Origin of the sequence: Polaribacter butkevichii, assembly GCF_038024105.1 — a bacterium.
GTDB classification, from domain to species: domain Bacteria; phylum Bacteroidota; class Bacteroidia; order Flavobacteriales; family Flavobacteriaceae; genus Polaribacter; species Polaribacter butkevichii.
This window is the reverse complement of record NZ_CP150661.1, coordinates 3,566,233-3,592,759: the sequence shown is the minus strand read 5'-3', so window position 1 is coordinate 3,592,759 and position 26,527 is coordinate 3,566,233. Positions and strand designations below refer to the sequence as shown.

The following is a 26,527-nucleotide window of genomic DNA, read 5'->3' as shown; positions in this document are numbered from 1 at the left end:
ATAAACAAGATATTAAAGAATAAGATTGTAACATTAAAATACTTGCAGTAATTAGATAAAGATTATAAATCTTACTTTTTGTCTTGGTAACACTTTTTTATACCTCAAAGATAAAACACCTCAACTAAACCAAAAAAACCTTGATAAAATTCATCAAGGTTTTTTGGTTTTAATAATAAAATATTTTTGCAAGCTTTATTCACTTAAAATATAATCAACTGCCGCTTTTGAGTGAATTTCTGTAGTATCAAATACGGGTATTTTTAAATCTTCATCAAAAATCATTAAAGGAAATTCTGTACAACCTAAAACAACACCTTCTGCACCTCTATCTACCAAATTTTTAATAACGTTAAGTACGTACTTTTTAGAAGCCGGTTTTACCATACCATAGGTTAATTCTTCTTCTATAATTCTTTGTAATTCTACAAGTACTTCTTGTTTTTCTGGCACCAAAACATCAATACCATTATCAGCAATTCTTTTGGTGATAAAATCTCCTTCCATGGTATAAATTGTCCCTAAAAAGCCTACACTTTTAATTCCTTTTTTCAGAATTTCTTTGGCAGTTGCGTCGCCAATATGAATTACAGGAAAATTTAATTGAGCTTGCACTTTATCAAATACTTTATGAGGTGTATTGGCGCAAAACATAACCGCTGTTGCTCCTCCTTGTTGTAAACTCTCTGCTCCCTCCGTTAGCATGAGCGCAATAGAATCCCACTTATCTTCTTTCTGAAATTGATGTACAGCTGCCTGATTAATAGTATACACTGTTAAAGGCGGATTTGTATTATTACCATAATAATCATTAATAGACTGATTTATTGCCGCATAATATTCTACTGTAGAATGCCAAGAAGTACCACCTATTAACCCTAATTTTTTCATGTTTTGGTGAGGTAATTTTTTATGTTCCATTTCCGTTTTTGTACTTAATATTGTTTTAGGTTTTACTTTTACTATCGTTTCTACTTTTTCTGCTTCTTTTTTACAAGACATCAAACAAATAAAACTACAAATACTCAATTTTAAACTTTATTTGCTATATAAATTGATTACAAGATACTTTTGGGCAATGCACCTTTCCAACCTTTAGCTAGTTTTTTTGATAAACCTTTAACAATTTCAACCATATCAGTATTATTTGCAACATTAACCGTTTCGTTAGCATCTACATAATGATCGTATAATTCTGTGGCTGCAAAATCTCCTTTTTGTTTTTTATCATTATCCCATAAATACCACTCTATATAATGATATTGTTTGGTTTGCATAGAATACCCCATGTATTCATTGCCATCTTTAGAAATACGTTTACGTCTTCTAAATTGTGTAAAAACAGCATCTTTCCATTCTAAATCTGGATTCTCAAAAACGGGTACTAAACTTGTACCTTCTAAATAATTAGCTTTATCAACTCCTGTTAAATCACATAATGTAGGAAATATATCTACCAATTCAGAAAGTGCTTCAATACGTTTTCCTTCTTTTTGATATGCTCCTTTGATTATCAATGGCACGTGAGTATCGATATAAAAATTAGTCATTTTTCCCCAACCATTATGATCGCCTAATTTCCATCCATGATCTCCCCATAAAACAATTACGGTATTTTCATATAAGCTTCTTTCTTTTAAACCTTTTACCAATTTACCTACACAAGCATCAATAAAACTTACACTTGCATAATAACCTCTTTTTAAAGAATCTGCATACGCTTCTGGCAAAGGCTCGTCTTCTGGTCTGCCAATTTTATGTGGATTAGTATACGCTCTTAACTCATAATTTGCATTTGCAGACATTACAGGCGCATTCTTTGGCAACTTAGGGTTTGCTGCTGGAGACACAGAACCTACAGGATATAAATCCCAATATTTTTTTGGGGCAACAAAAGGAAGATGGGGTCTATACAAACCTAGTCCCAGAAAAAAAGGTGTTTTTTTATCCTTAATTCTATCTAAAGTTTTTAATGCCAATTGCGTTTGCATTGCATCATAATATAAAGAATCTGGAGCATCTGCACTTTCTAAGGCAGGCCCTCTGTTCCAGCCATCACCATATACTTTTTTCCCTTTTCTTTTCTCTAATAAAATAGCTCTTTTTATTTTCTGGTCTTTTAAGGCCTCTTCCGTATAATAATAAGTCTCAGCATCTCTTTTCTTATATTCTTTTGTATTGTATGGAAAAGGTTTTAAATCTGGTTCATCCCAAGAAATAGAATCTGGCATATAATTATGAAAAATTTTACCAATATTTACTGTGTAATATCCTGCTTTATGAAAAAATTGCGGCATGGTAACAGCGCTAGGATTTATCTCTCTAAATTTATCTCCCAAATGCCAAACTCTTGTAGAATCTGGCCTATAGCCTAATAACACACTTGCTCTTGAAGGTGCACAAACAGCAGCTTGTGCATGTGTATTTAACATTACCATTGATTTGGCTGCCAAAGCATCTATGTTAGGCGTTTTTATTTCTTCATTTCCGTAAACACCAAGATCTGCTCTTAAATCATCTATTGATAAAAAAATGATATTAGGTTTTTGTATAGCAATCTCTTTCTTTTTTTTATCACAAGACGTATTTAAAAAAGATAGAGAAATTAACAATAGTAAAATTCTCATATATTTTATTGGTTTTTGTAAATTATTTTACGCTATTCTTAATTTCCTTTACCTAATAATTCAATCCACTGAGTTCTATACCCTGTATTTCTAACACCATTAGAATGTCCTTTTTTTCCTTTGGGAACTGGTAAATTAAACTCATAAATTTGATTTTCTGGAATACCCAAAGCATAGTATGTTTCTTTAATTATTTTTGCATTCGGCTCTTTTGCATGATATGTTCCGTACCAAAGATTTGCAGGTGTTATACTTTTATTAGAATACCATTTTGCAATCTTTTTTCCTTCTGAATAATCCCAACCGCCAGAAAAATCTATAACTCTAGCAACCAAGTGTTCTTGCGCTATAAAAGCTGCCATTCCACCTCCTTGAGATTGACCTGAAACGGCTATTTCACTCCATTTTGGAGCACCATTTTCTAAATAAAAGTCCCAGTTTCCATCCTTATCATTCTCAGAAAGATAAAGTAACAACTTTGTTAATCTACGTACAATAGCATCTTGTGGCTCATCTTTAATTAATGAAAACTTAGTATCACCATAAATACGTTTTGTTCTAAATTCTGCAGTACAATTAGTGTTTTCTAATAAATTATCTCCCCTACATATTTGAGCAACTGCAGGCCTATTTATATAAGATATATTAATAACACGATATCCTTGAGAAACAGCTGTAGCAAATAATGCACGAGGTCCTTTTAAAGCAACTCCTCCTGTTCCTGGCATAAAAAATAATAGTTTACCTTGTTTTGCTTCTGGGTTATAAACAATTAAGTGAGGCGAATTTGCTTCTTTAATTTTAGAATCTGTAGTAGACGGTTTTACATTTAGAACCTTATATTCTTTTGGAAACCCTTTAGAAGATTGAGCAAAAGTAAAATTGTAGCTAAAGAAAATAAAAGCAAGGGGAATTAAAAAAAACTTCATTATTTATTAATTTTTAATTGAATTTTAAAAATGGTTTAGCAATTTCCTTTTTCTTAAAGTATGTGACAAACTAACAATAGTTGTCATCGATATATAAATATGCATTTTTATCAACAAAAACTCATTTTAAGCGAACTTAATTTAACAAAACATTTAATTTGTTAATTTTTCTTTAGTAATTTTTCGTAAATATAGATAAAAATTACATTATCGTTAATCAATTAGCAGTTAAGTTTAAAACGATACTCTAACATTTTAAAAAGTTATTCTTTTTAATAACGCAAAGCGCATTTTAAAGACTGATTTAAAGTAATTTACCATTAAAAAGAAAAACTCCCTTTTATCAGATTGATAAAAGGGAGTTTTGTATTCATTTATAAATAATAATCTTTATTATTTTGCCAACATTTCTTTAGTTGCCACCGTTCTAAAACCAATATGATCAGAACCTGAATTAGGCTCCATACCCATTCTTGCAGAAATTCTAAAACTTGCACAATAAGAAGCATGACATAAAAAAGAACCACCTTTCATTACATATTCTATTTGATATGGATTACTAGGTGTATACGATTTATCTGCTCCAACAGGGTTTTGTAAAACAACATTTGGGTCTATCGTTTGATAATAATTTACATTAAATAAATCAGATGTCATTTCCCAAACATTACCCGCCATATCATACAAACCGATATTATTTGCTGGATAGGATTTTATTGGTGAAATATATTCAAATCCGTCTTCAGAAATATTTTCTGTCGGAAATTTTCCTTGCCAAGTATTTGCATTGGCATCTAAATCTTCCAATTTATTTCCCCAAGAATAAATATTATCTTCAAATTTACCTTGTGCAGCAGACTCCCACTCTGCCTCTGTTGGCAACCTTCTATTTGCCCACTTACAATACGCCAAAGCATCTTCTTGTGCAATATGAACAACCGGATAATTATCTTGCCCTTCTATAGAACTTCCTGGTCCTTCTGGATGTTTCCAATCTGCTCCAAGTTTCCATACCCACCACTGACCGTAGTTTTCCATAGAAACAATACCTTTGGCATGCTTATTAAAAATTAAACTTCCGGGTTGTAAAATTGAGTCTGCTGGTTTTGGTGTACCTGCTGGTAAATCTTTTTTAATTTCGTCCCAATCAATTGGTCTTTCTGCTACCGTAATATATTTTGTGGCAGCAACAAACTCCTTAAATTGTTTATTGGTAACCTCATGTGCATCAATAAAAAAACCATCTACAGCTACTTTATGCGCTGGCTTTTCACGTGGCATAGCATATTTATCCTCATTTTTTGCCCCCATTAAAAAAGTTTTAGAAGCCACCCAAACCATACCTTTTGGTGTTTCTACTTTATCGGTATTTATGGCAGTTTTTACAACTGTTTTTTCTTTTTCGGTTTTCTTATCACAACTTACAACAAAAACTGAAAGTGATAAAACGATGAATAAAAAGGGTTTTAAATTAAAATTCATTTGTAAAATTTAGTGTTTTAAAACAAATATAGATATTCTTATTACTTATAAATTTAATTCTTTTAAAATGATGTCAATTTTTAACAAAAAATTATTGTTTAACAAAATGGTTGTTTTGTTAAACATTTTGTATCTTTACATAAATTCAAAGAATTATGGCTCGTAAAAAAAACATCAACAAAGACAATTTAATTTCCTGGTACATGGAATTTGTTTTAGAAAACAACCATCAACCAAAATCGATATTTAGTTTTGCTAAAGAAAATAATTTTGAAGAAACTGATTTCTATAAATTTTATGGTTCTTTTGATGTTTTAGAAGAAGCCATTTTTTCTGAATTTTTTCATCACACCATCACCGTTTTAAGTAAAAGTGAAGACTACGAAACTTTTGATGCAAGAAATAAATTATTAAGTTTTTATTTTACTTTTTTCGAAATTTTAACAGCCAACAGAAGCTATCTTGTCTATGCTTTAGAAAATAGTAATAGCGATTTTAAAAAATTAAAAACATTAAAGGGATTACGAAAAGAATACATTGGTTATGTCCAAAATATTGGTATCGAAAAAATAGACTTAAAGCACGAAAAACTAGAAAAAATTCAAGATAAATCGATACAAGAATCCTCTTGGTTTCATTTATTAGTAACTCTTAAGTTTTGGTTAGATGATGTTTCTCCTTCATTTGAAAAAACAGATCTATTTATAGAAAAATCAATCAATGCTCGTTTTGATTTAATGGATATAAAACCCTTACAAAGTATTATCGACTTCGGTAAATTTATTATCAAAGAAAAAGTAAATTTTAACTAAATAGCTTATGAAAACCATTGATTCTATACCAACATCTAAAATTCAAAGAGCTTCTAAATTAGTTACAACGGGAGCTAAAATTGGGGTAAATTATCTTAAATATTACGGAGATAAAATCACCAAAACAGAAGAAGAAGCCAAAGCAAAACTAAACGAAAACAATGCCGAAGATATTTATGATGGGTTAAAAACGCTAAAAGGAAGTGCTTTAAAAGTGGCGCAAATGTTAAGCATGGAAAAAAGTATTCTACCGCAAGCCTATGTAGAAAAATTTTCACTATCTCAATTTTCTGTACCCCCACTTTCTCCTGCTTTGGTGACCAAAACTTTTAAAAAATATTTTGGTAAAAACCCAAATGAAATTTACGATAAATTTAATACCGTTTCTGTAAACGCAGCAAGTATTGGTCAGGTTCATAAAGCAGAAAAAGACGGAAAAGAATTGGCTGTAAAAATTCAATATCCGGGTGTTGCACAAAGTATAGCTTCAGATTTAGCATTGGTTAAACCTATTGCTATTAAAATGTTTAATATTAGAGGTAAAGATTCTGATAAATATTTTAAAGAAGTAGAAAATAAATTGGTAGAAGAAACAAATTACATTTTAGAAGTTACACAAAGTAAAGAAATTGTAGCTGCTTGTAAACATATCCCTAATTTAAAATTCCCTGAATATTATGCTGATTTATCATCAGATAGAATTATTACTATGGATTGGATGCACGGTGTACATTTATCTGAATTTTACACAGACAAACAAGAAGTTGCCAATAAATTAGGGCAGGCATTATGGGATTTCTACATGTTTCAGATTCATAAATTACAAAAGGTACATGCAGATCCGCATCCTGGAAATTTTTTAATTTCTCCAGAAAACGAACTGATTGTAATTGATTTTGGGTGTATGAAAACAATACCCAATGATTTTTATGTTCCGTATTTTGAATTGGCAAAAAAAGAAAACATTTCTAACCCAATTTTCTTTGAAGAAAAACTATTTGAATTAGAAATTTTAAGAGCAGATGATTCTAAAGAAGAATTAGATTTCTTTAGAGCAATGTTTCATGAAATGCTAAGTTTATTTACGCAACCTTTTCACCAAGAAGTATTCGATTTTTCTGATGAAGTTTTCTTTGGCAAACTCTCTGAATTAGGAGCTAAATACGCCAAAAGTACCGAACTAAAAGACATGAATGGAAATAGAGGTTCTAAACACTTTATTTATATCAACAGAACCTTTTTTGGTTTGTATAATTTAATGCACGATTTAAAAGCAAAGGATATTAAAATCAATAATTATAAAACTCTTTAATGGCGTTTTTCAACTTTAAAAACATTCAAAATTTAGAACATCTTTATAAAATAAACCTTATAAATAGTTGCTCTGGTTTTAAATCGGCAAATTTAATTGCTACTATATCTAATAAAGGCATTAGTAATGTTGCTGTATTTAGTTCTGTTACACATTTAGGCTCTACACCACCAACCTTAGGTTTTATTTTAAGACCAACAACAGTACCTAGAAATACTTATAAAAACATAAAAGAAAGTGGCGTTTTTACCATCAATCATATTTATGAAGACATTATTGAAGACGCACATCATACATCAGCAAAATACCCCGAAGAAATTTCTGAATTTGAAGTAACGAAATTAGAAGAGGAATTTAAAGGTAATTTTAAAGCTCCTTTTGTTAAAAATTCTCCCGTGCAAATGAGTATGAAATTTATAGAAGAAATACATATTTCATCTAATAATGTATTAATGATTGTAGCTCAAATACAAGAATTATATGTTAAAGATGAATTGTTAGAAAATGATGGATTGATAAATTTATCTAAAGCAAATATTGTTACTATTAACGGCTTAGACACCTATGCTGTTCCTAAATTTAAGAAAAGATTAGCGTATCAAAGACCTAAATAAAACATATGAAAATTCTTGTAACAGGTGCAACTGGCTATATTGGCAAACGCTTAATTCCGTTATTATTAAATGATGGACATAGCGTTATTTGCCCTGTAAGAGACAAAGAAAGAGCAAAAAGTTATTATAAAAATCAAAAAAAAGTTCAATTAGTAGAAGCTGATTTTTTAGATAGTAATAGCTTAACAAACATTACAAAAGATATTGATGCTGCTTATTATTTAATTCATTCTATGACTAATTCTGCCAAAGAATTTCATGTTTTAGAAGAAAAATGCGCGTTTAACTTTAAAAATTTTATAGAAACAACTTCTACAAAACAAGTTATTTACTTAAGTGGAATAACCAACGACACTAAACTTTCTAAACATTTATTATCAAGAAAAAACGTAGAAAAAACATTAGCGTCTAATAAATATGCATTAACCACTTTTAAAGCAGGAATCATTGTTGGTTCTGGGAGTTCTTCCTTTGAAATTATTAGAGATATTGTAGAAAAACTACCTGCAATGATAGCTCCTAAATGGTTAAACACCAAAACACAACCTTTAGCAATTAGAGATGTACTCTCTTTTTTACACAAATCTCTTGGCAAAAAAGAACTTTATAATACTTCTCATGATATTTTTGGGCCAGAAATACTTACATACAAAGAAATGCTATTACAGTTTGCTGATGTAAGAAAACTAAAAAGATCTATTATAACCGTACCTGTAATGACCCCAAAACTATCTTCTTATTGGTTGTATTTTGTTACCTCTACGTCATACAAACTAGCAAGTTCTTTAGTAAACTCTATGGGCGTAGAAGTTATAGGTAATAAAAGCAATATCAATACAATTTTAGACGTACAACCAATGTCTTACAAGGAAGCTGTAAAACTAGCTTTTAAAAAAATTGAACAAAATAGTATTATTTCTAGTTGGAAAGACTCATACATCAGCAGCGGGAAATTAAAAAATTATGTTCACGAATTTATAAATGTTCCAGAATATGGTTGTTTTAAAGATTTTAAAAAGAGAACCGTTATCGATAAAGAAAGAACGCTAAACAGAATTTGGGCTATTGGAGGGGAAACAGGTTGGTATTACGGCACCTTTTTATGGAAAATTCGTGGCTTTTTAGATCAATTTTTTGGTGGAGCTGGTTTGCGTAGAGGAAGAAGGCATCCTACCGAATTAAATGTTGGTGATGCTCTAGATTTTTGGCGAGTAATATATGCTGATAAAGAAAAGGGAAAACTTTTATTGTATGCAGAAATGATAATGCCTGGCGAAGCCTGGTTAGAGTTTAAAATTATAGACAACACACTGCACCAAACAGCCACTTTTAGACCCCATGGTTTGGCAGGTAGATTATACTGGTACGCCGTAATGCCTTTTCACTGGTTTGTTTTTAACGGAATGATTAGCAACATCAATAAATAAACTAACATAAAACAACAGCTCATTCATCACTCTCTATTTTTTTTACCTCTACAGTAAACGACTGAAAAATAAATCTTTAAAATATTATAATATTTTGTTAATTTTTGTTTAACTATAATTGATATTTATTAAACATTTATTATATTTGAAAGAGAATTAGTAATTACTTAAATAAAAAGCAATTTAAAACATTACACTTATACAACTATAAGGTAAATCTATAGACAAGTTTATTAAATGGCATAAAAATTGAAAGTACAATTAGAAGACCTTAAAATACAAAACTACATTTCAAGTTCAATTTAATTGATTAATTGATTTAACACATAAAAAATGTTTAAAAAACTTTAAAACGTAGTTAAAAGAAGAGAATTAAGGAAGCGAAACAGAACATTTAAAATTAAAAATTTTCAAAAAAGAAAACCTAAATGTTCAAGATAAAAAGATTAAAATATGGATTTAGTAAGTAAAGCATTAGAATTTGAAACAAGAAAAATGAGATTTCCAACTACCAGCGATCGTGTGCTGGCAGCAAGAGAAGCAAAATCTTTAATTTTAAGTTTAAATGAAATTTATAAAGAAAATAAAGATTCTGAAATTATGGACATCATGAAAAGATTAACCGTAATTAAGCAACGAATAGAAAGACGTTTAAAGGGAAAACCGTTAACAGCATAATTAATACATATTTCTATTGTTTTTCTAACTTTTATAATTATATTCACAAATTATAGAATAAAACAGAGAAACAAAGAATGAATTTATTAGAAAGAGCGGAAGAATTTGAACACAGAAAATTCTCATTCAAAACAACAAGTGACAGAATCGTAGCGTCTAGAGAAGTAAAAGCCTTAATTTTAGAACTAAACGAAGTATATAAAGAAACTAAAGATCTAGAAATTATGGATCAAATGAAGCGTTTAACAGCTGTAAAGCAAAAAATTGAAAAACGCTTGAAAGGAAGACCTTAAAAGCAAATGAATAAAATTTTAGTTATTGGAGGAAGTAAAGGAATTGGAAAAGCAATTATAAATGCTTTAATTGATGAAAATTCAATTATAAATTTAAGCAGAACAGCTCCTTTACTTTCTCACACTAATCTTACACATGTTCCCTGTGACATTCTTACCGATAACTTGCCTGATTTTAATGAAATAGACACCTTAATCTATTGCCCAGGAAGCATCAATTTAAAACCAATTTCACGATTAAACCTAAACGATTTCAGACAAGACTTTGAAATAAACGTTATTGGAGCGGTAAAAGCAATTCAGCACTATTTACCTTCTCTAAAAAAAGGAAATAAACCCTCTATTTTATTATTTAGTACAGTTGCCGCAAAATTAGGCATGCCTTTTCATACAAGTGTAGCCGCTGCAAAATCTGCCGTAGAAGGACTAACCAAATCTTTAGGAGCAGAATTAGCACCACTAATTCGCGTAAATGCAATTGCCCCTACCGTTACAGATACAGACTTGGCCTCTAAACTATTACGCAATGAGCGAATGATAGAGAATATTAAAGAACGTCATCCGTTAAAAAAATATTTAGCCCCTAAAGAAGTTGCTGATTTAGCCTCTTTTTTAATTTCTGAAAAAGCAAGTTCTATTTCTGGTCAAATTTTCGAATTAGACTGCGGAATTGTCAGTTTTAAACTATAATTAAATCATAAAAACATGAATATTTACAACATAGAGATTAATAGTCTCCAGAATACTCCTATCCATTTGTCAGATTTTAAAGGCAAATACATCTTATTTGTAAACGTTGCTTCTAAATGTGGTTTTACTCCACAATACAAAGAGTTAGAAGAATTACACAACACTTATAAAAACAATCTGGTTGTAATTGGTGTGCCTTGCAATCAATTCGGAAAACAAGAACCTGGTTCTTCTACTGAAATACAAGAGTTTTGCGAACTAAATTATGGAGTTACTTTTTTAATTACAGAAAAAGTAGACGTAAAAGGCACAAATCAACATCCTTTATACACTTGGTTAACAACTAAAAGTTTTAACAATAAAAAAAGTAGTTCTGTAAAATGGAACTTTCAAAAATATTTAGTTTCTCCCGAAGGTAACTTAATTGATTATTATTTTTCAATTACAAAACCTCTGAGTTCTAAAATTACAAAACACCTAAAGTCTTAAGATTATATTTGGTATATTTAAAAAGAAAAGTAGCTTAAAAAGCTACAATATTTCTATAAAAACGAGTCTTTACAATCAAAACAATTAGTTTATGAAACAATTAAAACTCACCGTATTATTTTTAGTCATCAATTTTGGAGGTTTAGCTATTGGAAGTTGGTTAATGAATAATGGGCCATTAACAGAATGGTATACCAATTTAAATCAAGCTCCTTGGACGCCGCCCGGTATTGCTTTTGGTATTGCTTGGACAGCCATAATGATTTGCTTTTCTATTTATTTAGGCAAACTTTTTATGGTAGAAAACACAAAAAAAAACAAACTTCTTTTTGCATTTCAATTTGTTTTAAACGTAAGTTGGAACTACATTTTTTTCAATCAACATTTTGTTTTATTTGGTCTTATAACACTCATTATGTTAACCTCACTCCTATTTTATTACTTTTTTAAAGTCAGTAGTAAAACAGGTAATTATAAATTATTATTACTGCCTTATATAATTTGGCTTTGTATTGCAACCTCCTTAAACCTTTACGTTCTAATCTATAATTAAGATGAAAATTTACACGTTTCACAGAAAACAAAAACTACCAATTACAGTAGAAAAAGCTTGGGAATTTTTATCTAGCCCCCAAAATTTAAAAACAATTACGCCAGATTATATGAGTTTCGATATCCTTTCTGGAGCAGAAAAACCAATGTTTGCAGGTCAGATTATACAATATATTGTTACCCCAATTCTTGGGATAAAAACAAAATGGGTTACCGAAATTACACACGTAAAAGAAAACGAATATTTTGTTGATGAACAACGTTTTGGGCCTTATGCATTATGGCATCACAAACATTTTATCAAAAAAATTGAAGGCGGCGTAGAAATGGAAGACATTATCGATTATAAAGTTCCTATGGGTATTTTAGGACAACTAGTACATCCGATATTAGTAAAACCAAAATTAGAAGAAATTTTTGCATACAGACAGAAGAAATTAATAGAACTTTTTGGAAAATATTAAATAAATGAGTGAGAAAATAACTATTTTTTGGTTTCGAAGAGATTTACGGCTAAATGACAATTGTGGATTATTCCACGCTCTAAAATCAAGTAAAAAAGTACTTCCAATTTTTATTTTTGATAAAGAAATTTTAAGGAAACTAGACAAGGAAGATAGTCGTGTTTCTTTTATTCATCAAGAAATAAAAAACACAAACAAGCAATTACAAGAAATAGGCAGCTCTTTAGATGTTTATTATGGTAATCCTATTGATATTTACAAATCACTATTAGAAAAACACACCATTGAAAGGGTTTATACAAACCACGATTACGAGCCTTATGCCATTAAAAGAGATTTAGAAATTAAAGAATTTCTAACATCAAAAAACATTCTTTTTAAAACTTACAAAGACCAAGTAATCTTTGAAAGAAATGAGATTGTAAAAAAAGACGGAACACCGTATAAAGTTTATACACCTTACTCTAAAAAATGGTTAGAAGCTTTTCATTTTAAGGGAATTCAATTTTATCCATCAGAAGATTATTTAGAAAATTTTATAAAAAGTAAAAATCATCAATTTTTAACTTTAAAAGAACTTGACTTTAAAAAATCAGTAATAACCGTAGCTTCTTATACCGTTTCTCCAACATTAATAAATCAATATGAAGAAACTAGAAACTTTCCTGCAAAAGACAGCACCTCAAAGTTAGGTACACATTTACGTTTCGGAACCGTTAGTATTCGTAAAATGGCAGATAAAGCATCAAAAAGTAATAACATTACTTTTTTAAAAGAGTTGATTTGGCGCGAGTTTTTTATGCAGATTTTATGGCATTTTCCGCATACGATTAAAGCTAGTTTTAAACCAAAATACGATAGAATTCTATGGCGAAATAATGAAAAAGAATTTAATGCTTGGTGCAAAGGAGAAACAGGTTACCCGTTGGTTGATGCAGGCATGAGAGAATTGAACCAAACAGGTTTTATGCACAACAGAATAAGAATGTTGGTAGGAAGCTTTCTTTGCAAACACTTATTGATAGATTGGAGATGGGGAGAAGCTTATTTTGCAGAAAAATTACACGATTATGAGCAATCTAGCAATATTGGTAATTGGCAATGGGTTGCAGGTACAGGTGTTGATGCCGCTCCTTATTTTAGAATCTTTAATCCCACCACACAAATTCAAAAATTTGATAAAGATTTAAAATATATTAAAAAATGGGTTCCAGATTTTCAAGAGCTTACGTATCCTACACCAATTGTAGAACACAAATTTGCTAGAGAACGTTGTTTAGAAACGTATAAAAAAGCATTGGTAGATTTCTAATCTATTATAAAAATCACCTCTAATTTTGCACTATTTATAAAAAATAGGTGTATAAAATCTTGTTCACACAAAAAAGCCAATAATATTCTTTTTAAAAGATTTTATAAACAACAAAACAAAAAAGTTAGCGTTTTGTACCTGTAGAATGCAAAGATTATGAATAAATATTTTTTCTATTCTATAGAAATTATTCTTGTTTTAAAAGCTTCAAATATTTTTTGAAGCTTTTTTATGAAAAAAAATGAAATTTTATTTGGCAGATACTAATAATTGCATTTAATTTGCGCTCTCAAAATAAAAGCCGATGTAGCTCAGCTGGCTAGAGCAGCTGATTTGTAATCAGCAGGTCGTGGGTTCGAGTCCCTCCATCGGCTCAAATTTTAAAAGTCTCAAAAAATATTTTTTGAGACTTTTTTTATGTAAAATACTAAATAAAACAGACTAATATTTTTAAGATTTTCTTTTTTTAAAGGTTTGCCAAATTTTAATTGTTCATTCTAAAAAAGAACCGATTTAAGATTAAAAAAACCACAAATAATTGTAAAATCTTTATTATTTTAGACAATTAATTATCCTAATCATAATTATATGCTCATTATCGGAATTGCAGGAGGTACAGGAAGTGGAAAAACAACTGTTGTAAATCAAATTATTAAACAACTACCAACTGATGAAGTTTGTGTAATTTCACAAGATTCTTACTACAACGAAACAGTAAACTTATCTTATGAAGAAAGATCTAAAATTAATTTCGACCATCCAAGAGCTATCGATTTTGATTTAATTGTAAAACATTTAAAGAAATTAAGATCAGGAAAAACAATAGAACAACCTGTGTATTCTTTTGTTACCCATAACAGAACAACAGATACGATAAAAACACATCCTAGAAAAGTGGTGATTGTAGAAGGTATTTTAATACTAAACAACGAAGCTTTAAGAGATTTGTTTGATATTAAAATATTTGTACACGCAGACACAGATGAACGTTTAATTAGAAGAATTAGAAGAGATATTACAGAAAGAGGTAGAGATGTAGATGAAGTTTTAAACAGGTATCAAGATACGTTAAAACCAATGCACCTACAGTTTATAGAACCTACCAAAAATTTTGCTGATATTATTATACCGAACAACAAACACAATACAGTGGCAATTGACGTAGTAAGAACCGTTATTAATGATCGTTTATAATTAAAGTTATGTCTTTCAATCAATTTAAACAAAATAAAGTAGTAAAAGTTATGACAAATGCTTTTGTTATAATCTTAATTCCTTTTTTAATATGGATGTTTTTTATTGATGAAAACTCTTACCTCGTTCATAAAAAATTCGATAATGAAATTGAAAGCTTAGAAAGCACCATTTCTTTTTACGAAAAAAAAATAGCCGAAGATAAAGCTACAATTAAAAAACTAGAAGACTCGTTGCAGTTAGAACGTTTTGCGAGAGAAAAATATCTAATGAAAAAAGAAAATGAAGATATCTATCTAATAGAATTTGATACAATAAAAAAATAAATGAGTACTTCTCTTTTTGATGACTTTCTAAAAACGACACCTGCTGCCTGGAAAAATAAAATTCAAGTAGATTTAAGAGGTGCCGATTATAATGATACATTATTATGGAAAACTCAAGAAGGCATTGTTGTTAAACCTTTTTACACTGCAGAAGATAGCACCAATTATAACGTTAAAACCCCTAAAAATGGTTTTAACATCTGTCAAACAATTTTTGTTGATGATGAAAAAATAGCCAACTCTTTAGCTATAGATGCGCTTAATAGAGGCGCTAATTCCATTCATTTTATTGCAAACAAACCTTTCGATTACAAAAAAATACTGCTTAATATTGATGTAAAAACTGTTTTTATATATTTCCAATTTAAGTTTTTAAATGATTCCTTTCAACTAGAAATATCAGAATTTATAAATTCTGATAAAACCTATTTTCAAACAGATGTTATTGGAAACTTAGCAGAAACAGGCAATTGGTTTTATAATTTAAAAGAAGATTTTATAAAATTAGACCGAATATTAAATAACTCTAAAAATTGTATTTCGATTTCAGGAGATCTGTATCAAAACTGTGGAGCCACTATTACACAACAACTAGCCTACTCTTTAGCACACGCTAATGAATATTTAAATAAATATGGAAATTCCGTTGCAGAAAAATTAAGTTTTTCGTTTTCTGTTGGAAGTAATTATTTTTTCGAAATTGCAAAATTAAGAGCTTTTAGAATTTTATGGACCGCACTATTAGAAGAGTATAACGTTAACAATTTAGAAGCTCACTTTTTTGTACAACCAAGCTTAAGAAATAAAACCATTTATGATTATAATGTAAATTTATTAAGAACAACATCAGAATGTATGAGTGCCATTTTAGGTGGAGCAAATACTATTTCTAATGTTTCTTATGATGCTGTTTATCATAAATCAAATGAATTTGGCGAACGCATTTCTAGAAATCAATTACTAATACTACAACAAGAAAGTTATTTACAAGAAGGACAAAATTTTGCAGAAGGTTCTTATTATATAGAATCTATCACACAGCAATTAGCAGAAAATGCCTTAATCCTTTTTAAACAAATTGAAAAAAGTGGCGGCTTTTTAAAGCAATTAAAAGCAGGTACCATTCAGAAAAAAATTAAAGAAAATGCAAAAAAAGAAGAAAATGATTTCTTAAAAAAAGAAATCATACTTTTAGGAACAAATTTACAACCAAACAAAGATGATAAGATGCAACATGAGTTAACCTTGTATCCTTTTGTCAAACAAAGAAATATAAAAACATTACTTCCTCCTTTAACTAGAAACCGACTATCAGAATCAATAGAAAAAGAACGATTAAACTCTGAAAAGTCATAAAAAAATAAAGTATGGATAAAAACGATGAAATTCTTTTTAAACAAAAAAAACAAAACGAATTAAAGTTAGAGGTACAACAAATAAAAAGTAAGCTTCCAAAATATATTATATGGTTTATTTTTATTCTTGCTGTTAGTCTTTATTTTTTAGAAGACAAAATTTTTCATTTATTTGGCAACAATGTTAACTTTCTTATTGGAGCGGTTCTAATTTTATGCTTTTTTCTGTTTTTATTTTTATTAAAAAGCTACATTACAATTACTAAAAAACAAAAAGAATCTAAAGATCTTGGTGTTCAACTTTACAATCTCATGAAATTAGAAGCAGATCCCGTAGATGAATAGAAAAGAGGTACAACATATAAAACTTAAAAATTTAAAAAAAGCAACTCCTATTTCCTTTCCTCAAGAAGGATTTGTTGCTGGTATTGCGCCATATTTACGAGGGACTTATGCTACAATGTACATAAATAAACCTTGGGAGATTAAACAATACACAGGTCTCTCTACAGTAAAAGAGAGCAATACATTATATAGAAAAATTTTAGATACAGGTCTAAAAAAATTATTCGTTGATTTAGACTTATCAACTTGTACTTGTAACCATTCAGATACACAAAGAGCTCCAAATGATGTTGATATAACTAGTATTACCATCCAATCGGTAGAAGACATGAACATGTTGTTTGATAAAATTCCGTTAGACAAAGTAACGGTTTCTATAACAATGAATAGTACTATTTTACCGCTTCTTGCCTTTTATATTGTTACCGCAGAAGAACAAGGAATATCTTTAGACCAATTATCCGGCTCACTTAAAAGTGATATTTTAAAGGAGTTAAATACAAACGCATACACTCCTACCCTTTCTTCTAAAATTTTTACTGATATTTTTGAATACACCAGCAAAAAAATGCCAGAATTTAATTCGATTTCTATTTCTGGCTACAAAATACAAGAAGCGGGTGCCACTGCAGAAATTGAACTAGCTTATACTTTATCTAACGGGTTAGAATTTCTTAAAAAAGGAATTGAAGCAGGTATAAAAATAGATTCTTTTGCCACACAATTATCTTTCTGTTGGGCAATAGGTATGGATCATTTTACAGAAATAGCAAAATTAAGAGCAGCAAGAGTTTTATGGGCAAAAATGGTAAAACAATTCAACCCTAAAAACCCTGAATCACTTGCTCTAAAAACCCATAGCCAAACAAGCTGTAATTCTTTAACAACCCAAGACCCTTTTAACAATGTAACCAGAGTAACTCTACAAGCTATGGCTGCTGCTTTTGGAGGCACACAAAGTTTACACACCAATACTTTAGATGAAGGTACAGCTGTATCTGCAAGAATTGCAAGAAACACGCAAACCTATTTACAGCAAGAAACACATATTACTAAAACAGTAGATCCTTGGGCAGGAAGCTACCATTTAGAAAAATTAACCGAAGACATCGCTAACAAAACTTGGGAACTAATTAGTGAATTAGAACATCATGGAGGCATCTCTAAAGCGATTAAAAAAGGAATCCCAAAATTACATATTGAAAATGCAGCTGCCATTAAACAAGTAAAAATTAAAAATGGGGAGCAAGTACTGGTTGGTGTAAACAAATATCAACTAAAAAAAGAGAAAACTTCAACTCCTTTAGAAATTGATAATAAAACGACAAGTAATATCCAACTAGAAAAACTACATCAACTAAAAACCACCAGAAACAATACCGAAGTTAAAAAATCACTAATAGCTTTAACGAATGCTGTAAAACACGGAAAAGAAAACCTTTTAGAAGCAACCATAAAAGCAGCAAGAAACAGAGCAACTTTAAGCGAAATTTCTGATGCTTTACAAACGGTTTTTAAATAATACAAACCGTTTAGCCACATTTAAAGATCTAAAGTAAAAACACTTCTCTTAAAGTTTAACAAATCATAAATAATAGTATACATATAATCAGTGTACTTTATTTTGGGTAAATTTGTATAAATGTTTTAACGTGGATCTTTTTTTTATCATTTTATCTTTACTTCTTATTCTTTTAAGCATATTGCCATTTGTTAAAAATCAGCATTGGTTTTTTCGTATTCCAGAATTTATTAAAACACAAATCTTCTTTTTACAAATAATAGCAACTATCGGATTAGTTATTTTTACTCAAAAAAGCCTACTTTTTTATCTTGTATTAATAATTCAAAGTATCTTATTATTCTTTCACGCTTATATTTTATCAAGATTTACCAATTTTTATAAAAAGAAAAATAGTGCTGCTAAGAGCAAAAAAGACATCAAAATTATCTCTGCAAATATTTATCAATACAATAACAAGTTTCAAAAATTTAAAGATTTAATTAAAAAGGAAAAACCAGACATCTTTTTTACCATTGAAAGTAACAAGGATTGGGAAAACGCCATGCGTGATTTAGAAACAGACTATAAGTTTACCGAAAAAATAACGTTAGAAAATACGTATGGAATGCATTTATATTCTAAAATTCCTTTTGAAAAAATAACAACCCATTTTTTTGTTGCAAAAGACCTACCAAGTATCGAAGCACATTTTAAAGACAAAGAAGGAAATCATTTTGTTGTTTTCTGTGCCCATCCACCACCACCAAGTCCTACAGAAGAAAGAACCTCTAAAGAACGAGATGGAGATTTAATGTGTATTGCCAAATGGATAAAAGAGATGAAGCAACCTGTAATTGTGGTTGGTGATTTTAATACTGTTGCTTGGTCTAAAATAGCAAAACTGTTCCGCAAAAGTTGTGGTTTAATTGATGGTAGAATTGGCCGTGGAATTCTGGCTTCTTATCATGCAAAATATTGGTTATTTAGAGCTCCTTTAGATTTGGTTTTTCATTCTAAAGAAATTATTTTAAAACAATTAAATATTTTAGAATACATTGGGTCAGATCATTTTCCTATTCGCTGTGTTTTTAGTGTAACTCCATCTAATATTACAAAAGAAAAAAAAGTAGAGACACTTTCTAAAGAAGAAAAAAGTAATGTGGAAACTTATATCAAAAAAGGCAAAGAGACAAATAGCCAAAACAGGTAAAAAATCATTTTAACTATCCTAGTTTCCTTTTGCATCAAGCAAAAAACCAAAAGAGTTAAGTTTTATTTTATGCTAACACCATCTTTGTATAAAAACACAACACATGGCAATTTTAGGAAACATCATTAAAGGGATTATCCATTTAACAGACACTTTATCATCAGAAACAAACCATATAGAGGCGCAAAAAAAAGTTTTAAAAGACTTGTTAGAAACAGCAAAAGAAACTCAATTTGGTACACATTACCACTTTAAAGATATTCTTCTTTCAAAAAATATTGAACAAACATTTTCTCAAAAAATTCCTTATTTTGATTATCACTCTTTACATAAAAAATGGTGGCATAAAATTCATAAAGGAGAAGAAAATGTAACTTGGGTAGGTAGTCCTTCTTATTTTGCTCTAAGTTCTGGTACAACAGGTAAAACAAGTAAAAAAATTCCGGTTACAGACGCCATGATTAACGCCATAAAAAGCTCTGGAATTAAACAGGTTACTTCTTTAAATAATTTTGATTTACCAGTAAATTTTTTCGAAAAAGATATTATGATGCTTGGAAGTTCTACCGATCTATCGGAAGAAGAAAATCACTTAGAAGGTGAAATAAGCGGAATTAGCGCTAGTAATATTCCGTTTTGGTTTAAAGGTTATTACAAACCAGGAGAAGAAATAGCCAAAATTAAAGATTGGGACGAGCGCGTACAACACATTGCCGAAAATGCTGAAAATTGGGATATTGGTGCCCTAAGCGGAATTCCTGCTTGGATAGAGTTAATGATTCAGAAAGTTATAGAATTTCATAATTTAAAACATATTCATGAAATTTGGCCAAACCTAGAAGTATATACTTCTGGAGGTGTTGCATTTAAACCTTATGAAAAAAGTTTTAAAGCGCTTTTAGGAAAACCCGTTACAGTTATTGATACTTATTTGGCCTCTGAAGGTTACATTGCCACACAAGTAAGACCCGATACAGATGCCATGCAATTAAATACAGAAAATGGTATTTATTTTGAATTTGTACCTATGCATCCAGATTATATTAATGAAGATGGTTCTATAAAACAAAATGCACCTTCTTTAACTTTAGAACAAGTAGAAAAAAACACCGATTATATTTTAATAATAAGTACTGTTAGTGGAGCGTGGAGATATTTAATTGGTGATACTATTGCTTTTACAGATGTTGCAAAAGCAGAAATTAAAATTACCGGTCGTACAAAATTCTTTTTAAACACTGTAGGTTCTCAATTATCAGTAAATAAAATGGACGATGCCATCAACCATTTAGAAGAAGAATTTTCAACCAAAATTAAAGAATATACCATTTGTGCCAAACGATTTGAGGATGGTGAATTTTATCATTCTTGGTATTTAGGAGCCGAAATAAAAGAAAACAATAACCAAATTGCAGAAGCATTAGATGCTTTTCTTAAAAAAGCCAATAAAAACTACAAAGTTGCCAGAACCAAAGCTTTAAAAGGAGTAAAAGTAACTGTAATTCCTGTTCAAAAATTTCATGAATGGAATGCTTACAATAAGAAAAAAGGCGGTCAGGTTAAAATGGAACGTGTTATGAATGAAAAGAAATTTTCTGATTGGGAAAATTTTGTAAACGAAATTTAAAAATAAAAAATCATGAAAACAACAAGTATAAATCCAGCCACAGAAGAAGAAATTGCAAGTTATAACAGAATTTCTGAAGAAACAGTAAAAAAGAAAATAGCAAAAGCAAACGAAGTCTATAAAATTTGGAAAAAAACAAGTTTTAATGATCGTTCTAAACTGATGCACAAACTTGCTGATATTTTTGAAAGCAACAAAGAACAATATGCACAACTAGCTACTCAAGAAATGGGTAAGGTAATTGAGCAATCTCGCAAAGAAATAGAAAAGTGTGCTTTAATTTGTAGATATTACGCCAATCATACAACAGAATTATTAGCCGATAAAGTAGTAGAAACAGAAGCTAAAAAAAGTTATGTTACCTTTCAGCCATTAGGCGTTACACTAGCGATAATGCCTTGGAATTTCCCTTTCTATCAGGTTATTCGTTTTGCTGCACCTGCATTAATGACAGGAAATACAGGGGTTTTAAAACATGCATCAAACGTGCAAGGTTGTGCTTTTGCTATAGAAAAAGCTTTTACAGAGGCTGGTTTTCCCGAAGGTGTTTTTACTAACTTAAATGTAAATTCTGATGCAATAAAAACAATTATAGAAGATAAGAATATTGTAGCTGTAACTTTAACAGGTAGTGAACCTGCAGGACGTTCTGTTTCCAAAATTGCTGGCGAAAATTTAAAAAAAACAGTTTTAGAATTAGGCGGAAGCGATGCTTACATTATTCTAGAGGATGCCGATTTAGAAAAAGCTACAGATTTAGCTACTTTTGGAAGATTACAAAATAACGGACAAACGTGTATTGCTGCTAAACGTTTTATTGTTTTAGAAGAAATTTATGATGATTTCTTAGAGCTTTTTACAAAAAAAATGAAAGCTGCAAAAATGGGAGCGCCAACAGACAAAGATGTTTATTATGGCCCAATGGCACGTATAGATTTACGTAACGAAATTCATGAGCAAGTACAACAAACAATTAAGCAAGGCGGAAAGTTAATTTTAGGAGGAAAAATTCCGAATAGAAAAGGAGCTTATTACCCTGCAACCATTTTAACCGATTTAAAACCAGGAATGACTGCTTTTGATGAAGAACTCTTTGGACCAGTTGCCTCTGTAATTAAAGCAAAAAACGAAAATGAAGCTATTGAACTAGCAAACAATTCTACATTTGGTTTAGGTTCTGGCGTATTAACAAGCAACTCTAAGAGAGGAGAAAAAGTAGCTTTACAACTAGAAGCAGGTAACAGTTTTGTAAACAAATTAGTTTCTTCAGACCCAAGGTTACCATTTGGAGGTATTAAAAATAGTGGTTATGGTAGAGAACTTTCTAGTTACGGAATTAAAGAATTTGTAAACACCAAATCTATTTGGATTGATTGATTTTAGAACACATAATACACAGTAAAACTTTTACTAAATCGTAAAGGTTTTACTGTGTTTTTATAAAAAAACAAGTACTATTTGCTCTTACTTTTCTTCTAATTTATTTCTATTTTCAACCAAAACCATAATTTCTTCTGGAGATAAATAATATTTTTTAATTCGATTTTTATACGCTTGTGTAATAGCCGCATTATTTAAAATAAAATTCTTTGTTTTTAAAATATACAACTCCATTTTATGCTGAACAGCAAAACGGTCTGCTGCTCTTTCTGCCGCTACAATATGATTATCAGAAAACAAGTATTTAAGTCCAAACCAAATTAAGTTAAACCTACTTCTTTCTTTATAATCCATAATATGCCCTAGCTCATGGCCAATCCACCCTATAAAAACATCTTTAGGAATATCTCTTGTAGAAAACTCTTTGTCAGAAATTTTAAATTTTTCACTAATTAATATCACAAATTTTCTATTCTTTTTAGACCTAAAAAAACTATCAAAAGTGGGTCTTGCTTGCATTGTAGATTTCTTTATATTTTTTTTAAACTTAAATTCGATATAAATATTTTTTAGCTCCGGATAATAATTTAACCCAGTTTCTACTTTTTCTTTAATCGTAATAGGTATAATATGATGTTTAGACATAAACTTTATGATTTCTTTAAAACTTTTGACACATAAATATACCGGTATCTAGAAGTTCATTTGTGCTTTTATGCTTAAATTTGTAGCTCTTTTAAAAAAAGCACTTCAGAAGGATGAAAAAAATTCTTAGTATACTTTACTCAACACGTTTAATGGCTGTCTTATTTATCGTTTTTGCTGCGGCAATGGGAGTTGCCACATTTATAGAAAATGATTTTGGCACCCAAACCTCTAAAGCACTTGTTTATAACACTTGGTGGTTCGAAGCTATTATGATATTCTTTGTTATCAACTTCTTTGGAAACATATTTAGATATAGATTGTATAAAAAAGAAAAATGGGCTGTTTTAATGTTTCATTTGGCTTTTTTCTTTATCATAATTGGTGCTGGAGTTACACGTTATATTGGTTACGAGGGTATTATGATGATCGAAGAAGGACAATCTACCAATAAATTTTTATCTGAAACTACTTATTTAAATGTAATTGTTGATAATGGTAAGGTTCAAAAACCAGAAATAAACAAACCTTTATTATTATCTGCGTGGGGTAAAAACTCTTGGTCGTATACAGATAGTTTTAAAAATGAAGACAGTACACAAGACTTTAGTTTCGAACTAGTTGATTATATTCCGAAAGCAGAAAAGAAATTAGTAGAAGACAAAAATGGTGTTGATCATTTATTTTTTGTAGAATCTTCAGAAGGAACGCGTCATGAACACTGGATTAAAAAAGGTACTATTCAAAATATCCACGGAGTTTTAGTTGGTTTTGAAGCCCCAGATAATAATGCCTCTGTTAACTTTATAAATAAAGATGGTGGATTAAAAATAATATCTAAGAATGATGGTGATTGGTTTAGAATGGCCGATCAAAAAAGAGGAAATATTATAAAAGATTCCGTACAGAATTTTCAATACTTAACCTTAAATAACATTGCTGGTTTACAATTTGTAATCCCTAAACCTGCTGAGAAAGGTGTTATGAAAACCATTAGCGGTGCTAAAGATAGTAACAATTTAGATGTAATTGTTTTAGATGTTAAAAGCAAAAACGAAACAAAAAGAATAGAATTAGCAGGTGGTAAATATAACGCTGCGGGTTCTAAAGAGCTTTCTGTTGGTGGTTTAAATTTTAGAATGTTATACGGTGCTAAAATACTAGAAACTCCTTTTTCTATAAAGCTAAACGACTTTCAATTAGAAAAATACCCTGGCTCAGAAAGTGCTGCATCTTATGCAAGTGAGGTAACGGTAATAGATACCGAAGAAACTTTTGATTATAGAATTTTTATGAATCATATTTTAGACCATAAAGGATACAAATTTTTTCAATCTAGTTACGATTTATCAGGTCCTAGAGAAGAAACACACTTGTCTGTAAACCACGATTTTTTAGGAACTTTTATTACGTATTTGGGGTATTCTTTATTATACACAGGTTTAATTAGTATGCTTTTTGATAAAAACACACGTTTTAACGACTTAAAAAAAGGGTTACGAAAAATTAGAAAGAAAAAAATGACCATGTCTATCGTGGCAACATTATTAATTTCTAGTTTTAGTTTTGGGCAACACGAAGCGCATCAAAAAAACAACATTACAAATCAACAAATAGACTCTGTTTTAAAAGCAAATTTAGTTGATATAAACCATGCCGAAAGTTTTAACAAACTAGTAATACAAGATGCAGGTGGACGAATGAAACCGGCTCACACATTTGCTTCTGAATTGGTTAGAAAAGTTAGTAAAACAGAAACCTTTAACGGCATGCAACCGAGTCAGGTTTTGTTATCTATTATAGAAAACCCTCGTTTTTGGTTTGAGGTTCCTGTAATTTACCTAGAAAAAGGGAATACGCAAATTAGAGAAACTTTAAAACTTTCACAAGACGCAACATATGCTCGTTTATCCGATTTCATAACACCAACAGGAGCCTATAAAATAAAAGAACAAGTTGCAGAAGCACAAAAAAAGAATGTAAAAAATAAGTTTGAAAAAGATTTAATTAAAATTGATAAAAGAGTAGGTTTACTATACAGTGCCATTGGTGGTGGTATTTTACGTATTTACCCAATACCTAACGACGATAACAACAAATGGGTTTCTCAACCAGAAACCTCAACGGCCGGTTTTAAGGCTACAGATTCTGTATTTGTTCGTCAATCTTTACCTGTTTACGTTCAACTTTTACAAGAGGCAAAACAAACCAAAGATTATACAAAAGCAAACCAAATTTTAGACGGAATTAAAAAATTTCAAAAGAAATTTGGAGCAGAAGTATATCCATCAGAAAAAAGAATCAATTTAGAGATTTCTTATAATAAGATTGAACCATTTCAAAAGCTTACAAAATATTATGGCTATGCTAGTTTTCTTTTAATCATTTTTGTTTTATGGCAAATTTTTAGTTCTAAAAAATGGATTGATATTATTGTAAAAGTATTTATAGCTGTTATTATATCTTTATTTATTGCACATACTTTTAGTTTAATTGCTCGATGGTATATTAGTGGAAATGCACCTTGGACAAATGCTTATGAATCCATTATTTTTGTTGCTTGGGCAACCATGTTATTTGGACTACTTATTGGAAGAAAATCTGCTTTAACAATTGCAGCAGCTACGTTTTTAGCTGCAATTACATTATTTTTTGCTGGTCAAAACTGGTTAGACCCTGCCATTGCCAATATACAACCTGTACTAAACTCTTGGTGGCTTTTAGTACATACTTCTATTATTACAGCTAGTTATGGACCACTTTCTTTAGGAATGATTTTGGGTATTGTTTCTTTACTACTTATTGCTTTTACTACAGAAAAGAATAAGAAGAGAATGGATCTTAATATTAAAGAATTAACCATTATTACAGAAATGGCCGTTACGGTTGGTTTGGTAATGCTAACGGTTGGTAATTTTCTTGGTGGTATGTGGGCTAATGAAAGTTGGGGACGTTATTGGGGTTGGGATCCAAAAGAAACCTGGGCATTAATTTCTATCATGATTTATGCTTTTGTTTTACACATGCGCTTAATACCTGGTTTACGTAGTAGACTTGCTTTTAATTTTGCAGCTGCCTTTGCGTATTTATCTATAATGATGACTTACTTTGGAGTAAACTTCTACTTATCTGGATTGCATTCTTATGCTAGTGGAGATAAAGCGATAACACCAAGAGAGGCTTATTATTATATTACAGCGTTAGTAATACTAACCATTATAGCATCGTTTAAATACAAGAAATACTTTAAAAAGTAACGA

The 26,527-nt window shown here is 30.0% G+C and carries 24 protein-coding genes, 1 tRNA gene and 1 pseudogene; 21 read left to right on the top strand and 5 right to left on the bottom strand.

Translation table 11 applies throughout. From position 1 onward, the window contains the following. Nucleotides 1–195: 195 nt before the first annotated feature. The 4 genes from WG951_RS15140 to WG951_RS15125 form a co-directional block, all read right to left on the bottom strand. The gene (locus tag WG951_RS15140; protein WP_105047783.1) at nt 196–1,002 is read right to left on the bottom strand and encodes an aspartate/glutamate racemase family protein; all 807 of its coding nucleotides are present in this window, start codon (nt 1,000–1,002) and stop codon (nt 196–198) included. Nucleotides 1,003–1,058: 56 nt separating this feature from the next. Further along, nucleotides 1,059–2,627 (bottom strand): sulfatase, encoded by a 1,569-nt coding sequence (locus WG951_RS15135; protein WP_105047782.1) that lies wholly within the window; start codon nt 2,625–2,627, stop codon nt 1,059–1,061. A 38-nt stretch (nt 2,628–2,665) separates the two neighbouring features. Next, nucleotides 2,666–3,556 (bottom strand): BPSS1187 family protein, encoded by an 891-nt coding sequence (locus WG951_RS15130; RefSeq protein ID WP_105047781.1) that lies wholly within the window; start codon nt 3,554–3,556, stop codon nt 2,666–2,668. 393 nt (nt 3,557–3,949) lie between these two features. Then, nucleotides 3,950–5,038, bottom strand: coding sequence for a formylglycine-generating enzyme family protein (locus WG951_RS15125; RefSeq protein WP_105047780.1), 1,089 nt, complete (start codon nt 5,036–5,038; stop codon nt 3,950–3,952). Between the two features lie 155 nt (nt 5,039–5,193). Between WG951_RS15125 and WG951_RS15120 the strand changes: the two genes are divergently transcribed. The 20 genes and pseudogenes from WG951_RS15120 (at nt 5,194) to WG951_RS15025 (ending at nt 22,619) form a co-directional block, all read left to right on the top strand. Next, on the top strand, nt 5,194–5,850 hold the full coding sequence (locus WG951_RS15120) for a TetR family transcriptional regulator C-terminal domain-containing protein (RefSeq protein WP_105047779.1): 657 nt from the start codon (nt 5,194–5,196) through the stop codon (nt 5,848–5,850). Nucleotides 5,851–5,857: 7 nt separating this feature from the next. Continuing rightward, entirely contained in the window at nt 5,858–7,162 is a 1,305-nt protein-coding gene (locus WG951_RS15115; RefSeq protein WP_105047778.1) for an ABC1 kinase family protein, read from the top strand. Beyond that, nucleotides 7,162–7,776, top strand: coding sequence for a flavin reductase family protein (locus WG951_RS15110; RefSeq protein ID WP_105047777.1), 615 nt, complete (start codon nt 7,162–7,164; stop codon nt 7,774–7,776). Before WG951_RS15115 ends, WG951_RS15110 begins: the two co-directional genes overlap by 1 nt. A 5-nt stretch (nt 7,777–7,781) precedes the next feature. Then, nucleotides 7,782–9,203, top strand: coding sequence for an SDR family oxidoreductase (locus tag WG951_RS15105; RefSeq protein WP_105047776.1), 1,422 nt, complete (start codon nt 7,782–7,784; stop codon nt 9,201–9,203). Between the two features lie 453 nt (nt 9,204–9,656). Further along, nucleotides 9,657–9,881: a hypothetical protein gene (locus WG951_RS15100; protein ID WP_105047775.1), complete on the top strand. Its 225-nt coding sequence runs from the start codon at nt 9,657–9,659 to the stop codon at nt 9,879–9,881. Nucleotides 9,882–9,958: 77 nt separating this feature from the next. Beyond that, nucleotides 9,959–10,174 carry a hypothetical protein gene (locus WG951_RS15095; protein ID WP_105047774.1) on the top strand — a complete coding sequence of 72 codons (216 nt, stop codon included), beginning with the start codon at nt 9,959–9,961 and terminating at the stop codon, nt 10,172–10,174. A 6-nt stretch (nt 10,175–10,180) separates the two neighbouring features. Further along, complete coding sequence (locus WG951_RS15090) at nt 10,181–10,864, top strand: SDR family NAD(P)-dependent oxidoreductase (protein WP_105047773.1); 684 nt, start codon at nt 10,181–10,183, stop codon at nt 10,862–10,864. 15 nt (nt 10,865–10,879) lie between these two features. Then, entirely contained in the window at nt 10,880–11,353 is a 474-nt protein-coding gene (locus tag WG951_RS15085) for a glutathione peroxidase (RefSeq protein ID WP_105047772.1), read from the top strand. Between the two features lie 91 nt (nt 11,354–11,444). Beyond that, the gene (locus tag WG951_RS15080; protein WP_105047771.1) at nt 11,445–11,906 is read left to right on the top strand and encodes a TspO/MBR family protein; all 462 of its coding nucleotides are present in this window, start codon (nt 11,445–11,447) and stop codon (nt 11,904–11,906) included. Between the two features lies 1 nt (nt 11,907). After that, complete coding sequence (locus tag WG951_RS15075; RefSeq protein WP_105047770.1) at nt 11,908–12,369, top strand: SRPBCC family protein; 462 nt, start codon at nt 11,908–11,910, stop codon at nt 12,367–12,369. 4 nt (nt 12,370–12,373) lie between these two features. Further along, nucleotides 12,374–13,681: a cryptochrome/photolyase family protein gene (locus WG951_RS15070; RefSeq protein ID WP_105047769.1), complete on the top strand. Its 1,308-nt coding sequence runs from the start codon at nt 12,374–12,376 to the stop codon at nt 13,679–13,681. Nucleotides 13,682–13,981: 300 nt separating this feature from the next. Then, a tRNA-Thr gene (locus WG951_RS15065) sits at nt 13,982–14,055 on the top strand. Nucleotides 14,056–14,269: 214 nt separating this feature from the next. Further along, nucleotides 14,270–14,875: a uridine kinase gene (udk, locus tag WG951_RS15060; protein ID WP_105047768.1), complete on the top strand. Its 606-nt coding sequence runs from the start codon at nt 14,270–14,272 to the stop codon at nt 14,873–14,875. An 8-nt stretch (nt 14,876–14,883) separates the two neighbouring features. After that, nucleotides 14,884–15,201, top strand: coding sequence for an FtsB family cell division protein (locus WG951_RS15055; RefSeq protein ID WP_105047767.1), 318 nt, complete (start codon nt 14,884–14,886; stop codon nt 15,199–15,201). Further along, nucleotides 15,202–16,557, top strand: coding sequence for a methylmalonyl-CoA mutase subunit beta (locus tag WG951_RS15050; RefSeq protein ID WP_105047766.1), 1,356 nt, complete (start codon nt 15,202–15,204; stop codon nt 16,555–16,557). A gap of 11 nt (nt 16,558–16,568) precedes the next feature. Then, on the top strand, nt 16,569–16,901 hold the full coding sequence (locus tag WG951_RS15045; protein WP_105047765.1) for a hypothetical protein: 333 nt from the start codon (nt 16,569–16,571) through the stop codon (nt 16,899–16,901). Beyond that, a pseudogene (locus WG951_RS15040) lies at nt 16,894–18,417 on the top strand (methylmalonyl-CoA mutase family protein); the annotation flags it as partial. The gene WG951_RS15045 and the pseudogene WG951_RS15040, both read left to right, overlap by 8 nt. Before the next feature lie 187 nt (nt 18,418–18,604). Further along, nucleotides 18,605–19,615 (top strand): endonuclease/exonuclease/phosphatase family protein, encoded by a 1,011-nt coding sequence (locus WG951_RS15035; RefSeq protein ID WP_245893460.1) that lies wholly within the window; start codon nt 18,605–18,607, stop codon nt 19,613–19,615. Nucleotides 19,616–19,718: 103 nt separating this feature from the next. Beyond that, on the top strand, nt 19,719–21,242 hold the full coding sequence (locus WG951_RS15030) for a GH3 family domain-containing protein (protein WP_105047762.1): 1,524 nt from the start codon (nt 19,719–19,721) through the stop codon (nt 21,240–21,242). Between the two features lie 12 nt (nt 21,243–21,254). Then, the gene (locus WG951_RS15025; protein WP_394365377.1) at nt 21,255–22,619 is read left to right on the top strand and encodes an NAD-dependent succinate-semialdehyde dehydrogenase; all 1,365 of its coding nucleotides are present in this window, start codon (nt 21,255–21,257) and stop codon (nt 22,617–22,619) included. A gap of 87 nt (nt 22,620–22,706) precedes the next feature. On the opposite strand, the gene WG951_RS15020 is transcribed toward WG951_RS15025, so the two are convergent. After that, nucleotides 22,707–23,267 carry a hypothetical protein gene (locus tag WG951_RS15020; RefSeq protein WP_105047760.1) on the bottom strand — a complete coding sequence of 187 codons (561 nt, stop codon included), beginning with the start codon at nt 23,265–23,267 and terminating at the stop codon, nt 22,707–22,709. Between the two features lie 113 nt (nt 23,268–23,380). On the opposite strand from WG951_RS15020, the gene ccsA reads away from it, so the two are divergent. Further along, nucleotides 23,381–26,524, top strand: a complete 3,144-nt coding sequence (gene ccsA / locus WG951_RS15015; protein ID WP_105047759.1) for a cytochrome c biogenesis protein CcsA — start codon at nt 23,381–23,383, stop codon at nt 26,522–26,524. Nucleotides 26,525–26,527 lie beyond the last annotated feature (3 nt).